The sequence below is a fragment of the Salinicola peritrichatus genome (genome assembly GCF_003206715.1).
GTDB classification, from domain to species: Bacteria; Pseudomonadota; Gammaproteobacteria; order Pseudomonadales; family Halomonadaceae; genus Salinicola; species Salinicola peritrichatus.
Genome location: NZ_PZJU01000024.1, coordinates 86,832 through 94,635, shown reverse-complemented (window position 1 = coordinate 94,635; position 7,804 = coordinate 86,832). Strand labels below are relative to the sequence as shown.

General features: G+C 62.4%; 6 protein-coding genes. 2 read left to right on the top strand and 4 right to left on the bottom strand.

Going from position 1 to position 7,804, the window contains the following annotated elements; genetic code table 11:
* The first annotated feature begins 134 nt into the window (after window positions 1-134).
* Window positions 135-1,169, top strand: coding sequence for a trans-3-hydroxy-L-proline dehydratase (locus DOM57_RS10485; RefSeq protein WP_110649141.1), 1,035 nt, complete (start codon window positions 135-137; stop codon window positions 1,167-1,169).
* A 7-nt stretch (window positions 1,170-1,176) separates the two neighbouring features.
* On the opposite strand, the gene DOM57_RS10480 is transcribed toward DOM57_RS10485, so the two are convergent.
* The 4 genes from DOM57_RS10480 to DOM57_RS10465 form a co-directional block, all read right to left on the bottom strand.
* On the bottom strand, window positions 1,177-3,237 hold the full coding sequence (locus tag DOM57_RS10480) for an FUSC family protein (protein WP_110649140.1): 2,061 nt from the start codon (window positions 3,235-3,237) through the stop codon (window positions 1,177-1,179).
* Between the two features lie 5 nt (window positions 3,238-3,242).
* Entirely contained in the window at window positions 3,243-4,241 is a 999-nt protein-coding gene (locus DOM57_RS10475) for an efflux RND transporter periplasmic adaptor subunit (RefSeq protein WP_110649139.1), read from the bottom strand.
* Window positions 4,241-4,459, bottom strand: a complete 219-nt coding sequence (locus tag DOM57_RS10470; RefSeq protein WP_110649138.1) for a DUF1656 domain-containing protein — start codon at window positions 4,457-4,459, stop codon at window positions 4,241-4,243. Before DOM57_RS10470 ends, DOM57_RS10475 begins: the two co-directional genes overlap by 1 nt.
* 254 nt (window positions 4,460-4,713) lie before the next feature.
* Window positions 4,714-5,634, bottom strand: a complete 921-nt coding sequence (locus DOM57_RS10465) for a LysR family transcriptional regulator (RefSeq protein ID WP_110649137.1) — start codon at window positions 5,632-5,634, stop codon at window positions 4,714-4,716.
* Between the two features lie 156 nt (window positions 5,635-5,790).
* Between DOM57_RS10465 and DOM57_RS10460 the strand changes: the two genes are divergently transcribed.
* Entirely contained in the window at window positions 5,791-7,776 is a 1,986-nt protein-coding gene (locus tag DOM57_RS10460) for a ligand-gated channel protein (protein ID WP_110649136.1), read from the top strand.
* The last annotated feature ends 28 nt before the right edge of the window (window positions 7,777-7,804 follow it).

Below are 7,804 nucleotides of genomic sequence, written 5' to 3'. Positions count from 1 at the left end.
GGCGAATCGCTGCGTTGCGCGGTGCTCGCAATCCTCACCTATACCCCATAGGCTCCGGTCGCCGCGCTCCGTGCGCCTTGCGCTTCATCCTGTTCGCCGATTTATTCAGCATTTCCCTAACGGAGAATTGATCGATGCAGACGAGCCGGGTCATTCACAGTGTCAGTTGCCACGCGGAAGGAGAGGTCGGCGACGTCATCGTCGGCGGTGTCGCGCCGCCACCGGGCGAAACGCTGTGGGCGCAGTCGCGCTGGATCGCCAATGACGAGACGCTGCGAAACTTCATGCTCAACGAGCCGCGCGGCGGCGTGTTTCGCCACGTCAATCTGCTGGTGCCGCCCAAGGATCCGCGGGCGCAGATGGGCTGGATCATCATGGAGCCGGAGGACACGCCGCCGATGTCCGGCTCCAACAGCCTGTGCGTGGCGACGGTACTGCTGGAGACCGGAATCTTGCCGATGCAGGAGCCGGAGACCCGGCTGGTGCTGGAGGCGCCCGGCGGCGTGATCGAGGCCGTGGCGCGGTGCGAGAACGGTCGCGTGCTGGACGTCACGGTGCGCAATCTGCCGGCCTTCGTCGACCGCCGCGATCATCAGGTCGAAGTCGCCGGCATCGGTACGCTGCGCGTCGATACCGCCTTCGGCGGCGACAGTTTCGTGATCGTCGACGCCGAGGATCTCGGCTTCCGGCTGGCCCCGGACGAAGCGCGGGAACTGGTCGAGACCGGTATCCGCATCACCAACGCGGTCAACGAGCAGGTCGGTTTTCGTCATCCCTCCAACCCCGACTGGCGCCATGTCTCGTTCTGCCAGATCGCCGCGCCAGTGGTGCGCGAGGGCGATGCCTGGCTGGGTCGCAACACGGTGGCGATCCAGCCGGGCAAGCTCGACCGTTCGCCCACCGGCACCGGCTGTTCGGCGCGGATGGCGCTGCTGCATGCCCAGGGCAAGCTCAAGCTCGGCGAGACCTTCATTGGCGAGTCGATCATCGATTCGCGGTTCTACTGCCGCCTGGATGGCGCCACGACGGTGGGCGAGCGCGCCGCCGTCACGCCGCTGATTCGCGGCCGCGCCTTCGTCACCGGCACGCACCAGCACACGCTTGATCCCCGCGACCCGTGGCCCGGCGGTTACCGTATTGCCGATACCTGGCCACGGTTCGGCATCTGAGTGCCGATCAGCTGGCCGGCGCCGGTGTCGGATTCGCTTTGAGGTGCGGGCGTTCGGCCATGATCCGGCCGAGTCGCTCCAGCGCCAGTTCGAGGCGCTCGATCAAGCCCTCCAGCAGCACACGGTGATCGGCGGGAATGTCGCCGTGGGCGATGATGGCTTCTTCCAACCGCCTGCCGGCCTCGCGAATGCCCCGTGGCTGGCGGCCATTGGCGGCCTCTTCGAAGCCGTTGGCCAGTGCCCGCAGCAACTGGCGATGCGCGCGACGGACCAGCGGGTGTGGCGCGTTGTCGAGGCGGTCGCGCAGGCGCAACGTCGCGGTACCGAGATCCAAGCCTGTCAGCCCCAGAATGAACAGATACCGCTGATCTTGAGGCAACATGTCGTCGTGCCGTGCCAGTTGGAGCATACGATCTGCCATGTGCCCGCTGAAGCGGGTCTCCGCATCGCGGATGGAACGCCGCCGCAACTGCTGGATGTCCTTCGAGATGGCGTTGATCAGCCGCCGTCGTCGCAGGCTCGTGCCGAGTCCCGGTAGCAGCCGAAACCCCATCACCACGCAACTCAGCCCGATCACCACCGAGATCGCGCGGTTGGCGAAACTGTCGAAAGAGAAATCCATGCCGTTGCCGGGCATGGTCAGCAGAATGTTGAAGATGGCGAACGACAAGCAATAGCCCAGGGTCGCCGGGTTGGTCGCGCCCATCAGGCCCAGGAAAAGCGGCGTACCGAACAACATTGCCAGCATCGGGAAACCGTCGGCTTGCGACAGCAGCACATGGCCGAATAGAAAAGCGCTGGGAATCGCCGCAAGCATCCCCTTGTAGAACATCATGGTGATCGCCACCGGATTGTCCTGACTGGCGAAGAACGACGAAAACAGGGTGCCCAGCAGCATCGCGACCATGGCGCTGTTCCAGGCGGTCAGAATCCAGAACGTCGCCAATGCCCCGAAGACGAGTCCCGAACGAATGGCATTGATACCGGCGGCGAGATGGTCGCGGTGCCACGCCAGCGAGGCCGAGCGAAGCTTGTAGGTGCCGGGGGCGGCGATGGCTTCGCGGGCATCGAGCATCACCATGGCGTGTCCGATCGATTCACGCAGGCCCAATCGTATCCGGCGGTCCAGAGGCGCTATTTCCGCCTCGTCGCTTTCGTGGACGAGATGGCGCAGGTTCTGAAGCTCCTGGCGTGCCTTGGGAACGCCCTTGACGTGTTCCGCATCGCGAAATCCCTGAGCGACCTGTCGAGAGATTTCGAGAGTGCGTGGAGCGAGCTTGTCGGCGTGGTCGTGCATCAGTTGGTGCATCGCCTGCAGATTGGCGAGGAAACGCAACGTACTTCGAGTCAGTACGTGCGTCGCGCGTACGCGTCCCGGACCTTCCGGCCCTTCGAAGCGGGCGGCCTGGCTGTCGCTTTCGAGCATCGTCAATGGTCCCAGACTGCCCCGGAGTGCCTTCTGCATGGCCGGGATGTCGTCACTGGCCTCTAGTCGCAGCGCGGCATGCTCGAAGGCTTGATTGATGACGTTGTCGGCTTGCGTGGCAAGGTGCTGACCCACGTGGGACGGCCATAGCAGCGAACTCACCAACGTGGCGCAAATGGCACCGAGTCCCAGTTCCGATAGTCGTGCTACTGCGATGTCGAAGATTCCCCCCGGCGTGCTGCCGTTGGAGATCACCACGATCAGCATTGCCGTGACTGCCGCCATCAGGCAACCGTAGGTGTAATTGTTGCGCCACAGGGAGGCGACGTACGTGCACAGCATGATCCAGCCGGTCAGTGTGATCAGCGCCGGCACCCGTGCCTGGGCGAAGAGCGCCATGATGGCGATGCCAACCAAGGCTCCGATCAGCGTACCGCTAATCTGACAGAGGCCCTTTTCGATCACCATGCCGCTCATCGGCCGAATCTGCAGGAAGGCGGCGGAGATCAGTGCCCAGTAGGGGCGATCGAGGTCGAACCAGAGCGCCAGGTAGAGCGCGATCATCATCGCCACCGTGGTCTTGATGGCGAACTTGACCGCCGTGGCGTTGGGCAACAGGTAGGTCTGGACGAGCGGTGGCATGGCGCTTACCGGGAGCCGTCGGCGGTGTTCCCGGCCGGCATGGCGTTGGGCAGTTGCGACTGTTTGGTCGGCCGTCGGTCCGCTGGTACGTCCGTCGGTGTCGTCGTGCTGATCGGCGTTGAAGGCTGCGCGGCAGGATGGTCGTCATCCGGCGCCTGGACCTTGATCGTGGCCGTCATGCCGGCGCTGAGCAGCGTGCCATCCGGCACCTCGTCCAGCGTGACCCGGACCGGAATGCGCTGGGCCAGGCGGACCCAGTTGAAGGTCGGCTGGACTTGAGGCAGCAACTGGTTGTTGAGATTGGTATTGGTATCGGCGATCCCCCGGCCGATGCCAGCGACATGGCCACGCAAATGGGTGTTGCCGCTCATCAGAATGACCTCCGCCGGATCGCCGACGTCGATGGAGGACATCTTGGTCTCCTCGAAGTATCCCATGACGTAGTAGGAGTTCGATTGCACCAATGCCATCACCGGTGAGCCACGGGTAACGTAGTTGCCAGCGGCCAGTTGAAGATTGAGTACGTGGCCGCTGATCGGCGCGACGACCTGGGTGCGATCGAGATCGAGTTGAGCGCTTTCCAGATCGGCCTTGGCCTGCGCCAGGTCGGCGGCGGCGATCTGGCTGTTGATCTGGGCGATTTCGCGATCCTCGCGGCTGATCGCGTTATTGCTGAGCTGGTTGCGCCGCGCGGCTTCGTGCTGGCGCAGTTTGAGCGTGGCCGCGCGGTTATCGACGGTCGCTTTCGCCTTGTCCAGTGCCGCCCGATAGCGAGAGGGATCGATCTCGAACAAGATATCGCCCTGCTTGACGACATCGGTGTCGCCGACGTTGAGCGAGCGTACCCAGCCGGAAACGTCCGGGGCGATGGTGACGATCTCGGCGCGCACGCGGGCGTCACGGGTCCAGGGCGTATAGAGATAGTAGTTCCACAGCCATAAGCCGGCAGCCACGGCGACCGCGACGACAACGAGGGTCATGAGGATACGTAGCGAATTGCGCATCAAGAACTCTCGAGTAAAACGGAAAACAGGAAGGTGGCGCCGGCAGTGAAGAGTACGAACAGGGAAATATCGAACCAAGCCTCGTACCACAGCGCCCGCTGACCGACGAGCCAGTGCAGCAACATACGGGTCACGAAAGTCGCGATGAAGCCGAGAATGGCATAGAGCAGCAGCGGACTGAGAAAGATTCCGCCAACGGCGATTTCCTGTAGACCCATACCTTCCCCGTTGGCAATCCCATGGTTCGATCAGGATACGATATTAGCATGCTATTGAAATGGCCTTGGGCCGTGGCCTGATGCATCTCATTTTCCTGTTAAGTCTAGCAGCCTGTCGGGCCGTAGGCCGTTCTTGTGTGAAAAAGCGAGCTTGGGCCTATTTTTCGCCGGGTCGGTTCACGATTGCCTTCCAATCGATGGCATCAAAACATGGCGCAAACCAGAATTTCCCCAGGCGTTAGTGTCAACAGTCCCTAACCGGAATTTTCTCGCCAGGCATCCGGAACGCCTTGACGCAAATGCTCCAACAGGGCTCCCACCTTGCGCGGGAGGCGACCGTAAGGATACAGCAACACCACCGGTAGCGCCGAGGCTTGCCAGTCGCCGAGGCAGGGTGTCAGCGTGCCGGGATGGTGGAGTAGGCGCTTGCTCGCCATCCAGTGCGGCATCAGCCCCAGACCTTGCCCTCGGACGATGGCATCGGCATGCAACACGGGCTGATCGACCTTCAGGCGTGAGCCGGTCGGTGCCAGTGGATAGTCGCCATGTTCGTGATGGGATAACACGATACCACGATCGACGTCGCCAAGCAGGTCCAGCCAGGCGTGGCGTTCCAGGTCCCGCGGGTGCTGCGGCGTACCATGGCGTCGGAGATAGCTGGGGTGCGCGTAGATTCCCCGGCCCAACCAGCCCAGCGTCTCTTGCCGCAACCCGCAGTCCGGTGCGTCCCCGACCCAGAGATGGACCGCACCGGCATCGGGCGTGGCCGGCGGTGCCTGCAGCAGGCGCAACTCGATCCGAGCCCTGGGGTGTCGCTTTAGAAACTGCTCCGCCTGTCGGGCCATCCAGCCTCTTGCCAAGGCGGAATGAACCTTGATCACCAACTCGCCATGCACCTCGGCGCGCAGGTCGTCCAGAGCGAGTTGAGTCCGTTCGGAGAGATGCAACATCTCGCGCGCGTACTCCAGGAACAGGGCTCCGGCTTCGGTGGGTAGCAATCGATTGGCCTGTCGCCGCAGCAACGGCTGGCCCAACCGGGTCTCCAGATGGGCAATGCGCCGACTCAGTGTCGACTTCGCCACGCCAAGGCGACGCGCGCTGAGGGTCAGGCTACCGGTCTGCATCACCTCGACGAAAGTCGTCAGTGCCTCATGATCGAACCCCGATGTCGCCATTGCGCCGTCCTTCCTCTGCCGTTGCGGATTTTGCAACGAATCGTCGCAGCACTTTAACGTAAATCTATGGAAGAATCTAAATGATAAAGATTCGCGTTAATAATCAGCAGCGCTTCAGCGCCGAGACCAAATCCAGGGAACAGACAAGGGAAATCGATGAAAACGAGAAAGACCGCCCACCGCCTGTCGGCCGTTGCCATCGCCGTTGCCACGGGGCATGTCGTCGTGGCCGCAGCGCAAGAGGGCGACTCGCTTGCGCCGATGGTCGTGACCGCTTCGGGATATGAGCAACGGGGGACCCTGGCTCCGGCTTCGATCAGCGTGATCACCCGGGAACAGCTCGAGAACAAGTTCTACCGCGACGTGACCGATGCCTTGCAGGAGGTACCGGGCGTGGTCGTCACCGGTGGCGGCTCGTCCCAGGACATCAGCATGCGTGGCATGGCGGGCAAATACACGCTGATCCTGGTCGATGGCAAGCGGCAGGGCTCGCGCGAGACCCGTCCCAACAGCGATGGCCCGGGAATCGAACAAGGCTGGTTGCCGCCGCTGTCGGCGATCGAGCGAATCGAGGTGATTCGAGGTCCGATGTCGTCACTGTACGGCTCCGATGCGTTGGGTGGCGTGATCAATATCATCACCCGCAAGGTCGCCAAGACGTGGGGAGGCAGCGTGACCGCCGATACCACCATCCAGGAAGACTCCGACTCCGGCGACATCGATCAGACTCGCTTCTACGTCGGTGGGCCACTCAAGGACGACGTGCTGGGCCTGCAGGTATACGGCCAGTATTCGCAGCGCGACGAGGACCATATCGAGAACGGCTACAACGACCAGAACATGAGAAGTGGTACCGCCAAGTTGGGCTGGACACCCACGGCCGATCAGGATTTCGACTTCGAGGCGGGAGTCAGTAAACAGAAGCGAGTCTCCACTCCGGGAGAGTCCGTTGCTGCAGTGGGTCAGAGGGGGCCAAACCAGCGTTCCGAACAGGACTATACCCGTCGCCATTATGCCGTGACTCACAATGGACGCTGGGGATTCGGTACTACCGAGAGTTACGTGCAGCGTGAAGAGGTCGACAATCCCTCTCGCGACATGGAATACGACAGTACGGTGTTCAACAACCAAACCGTTATCCCGCTGGGCATGCACATTTTGACCGTTGGAGGTCAATACCAGGATCAGAAGCTGACGGACGGAGGCAACCAGGCTGGCGATCTGGATGAGTTGACGCGGTGGCAGTGGGCCTTGTTCCTGGAAGATGAGTGGATGCTCACCGACGACTTTTCGCTCACTGGCGGTGCACGTCTCAACAAGGACGAGAACTACGGCGATCACTGGTCCCCGCGCCTGTACGGGGTATGGAATGTGGCACCGGAGTGGACTGTCAAGGGTGGCGTGACCAGTGGATACCGGGCGCCGGACCTGCGCCAATCGTCGCCGGGGTGGGGCCAGATAACGGGGGGCGGCGGTGCCGCCGTGCCGGCCGTCATCCTCGGCAACCCCGATCTGAAGCCGGAAAAGAGTTTCAACCATGAACTGGGCGTGATATGGGACAACCAGCGCGGCACCCAGGCCGGCCTGACGCTGTTCTATACCGAATTCGACGACAAGATCACCGAAGAGAGGGTATGCGACATCGACGCGGGCGACGCCAGCTGTACCTTCAATGGCACGGAATATCGTTTCATCAGCCAGCGCTTCAACGTCGACAAGGTGACCATGCAAGGGGTGGAGGCGACGCTGACCCTGCCGCTGGCCAGGGGCTACTCGTTGACCGCCAATTACACCTACACCGACTCCGAACAGAAGAGTGGCGAATTCAAGGGCGAGCCACTCAACCGGCTGCCCAAGCATATGGCCAACGCCACGCTCGACTGGCAGCCTGAAGGGCCGCTTTCGGCCTGGACGCGGGTCAACTATCGAGGCCGCACCACGGAAGGCCTGAGCCGTGTCAGCATGACGGAAGAACTGCCGTCCTATACCTTCGTCGATGCCGGCGTGGCGTATCGGCTGAGCGAACGTGCGACTGTGTTCGGTGGTGTCTACAACGTCTTCGACAAGAACGTGGATTACGACACCTGGGAGAAGGTGTTGGACGGACGGCGCTACAACGCCGGCATCACGATAGAATTCTGACGCCGTGGGCGTCCGATGGCAGGCATCG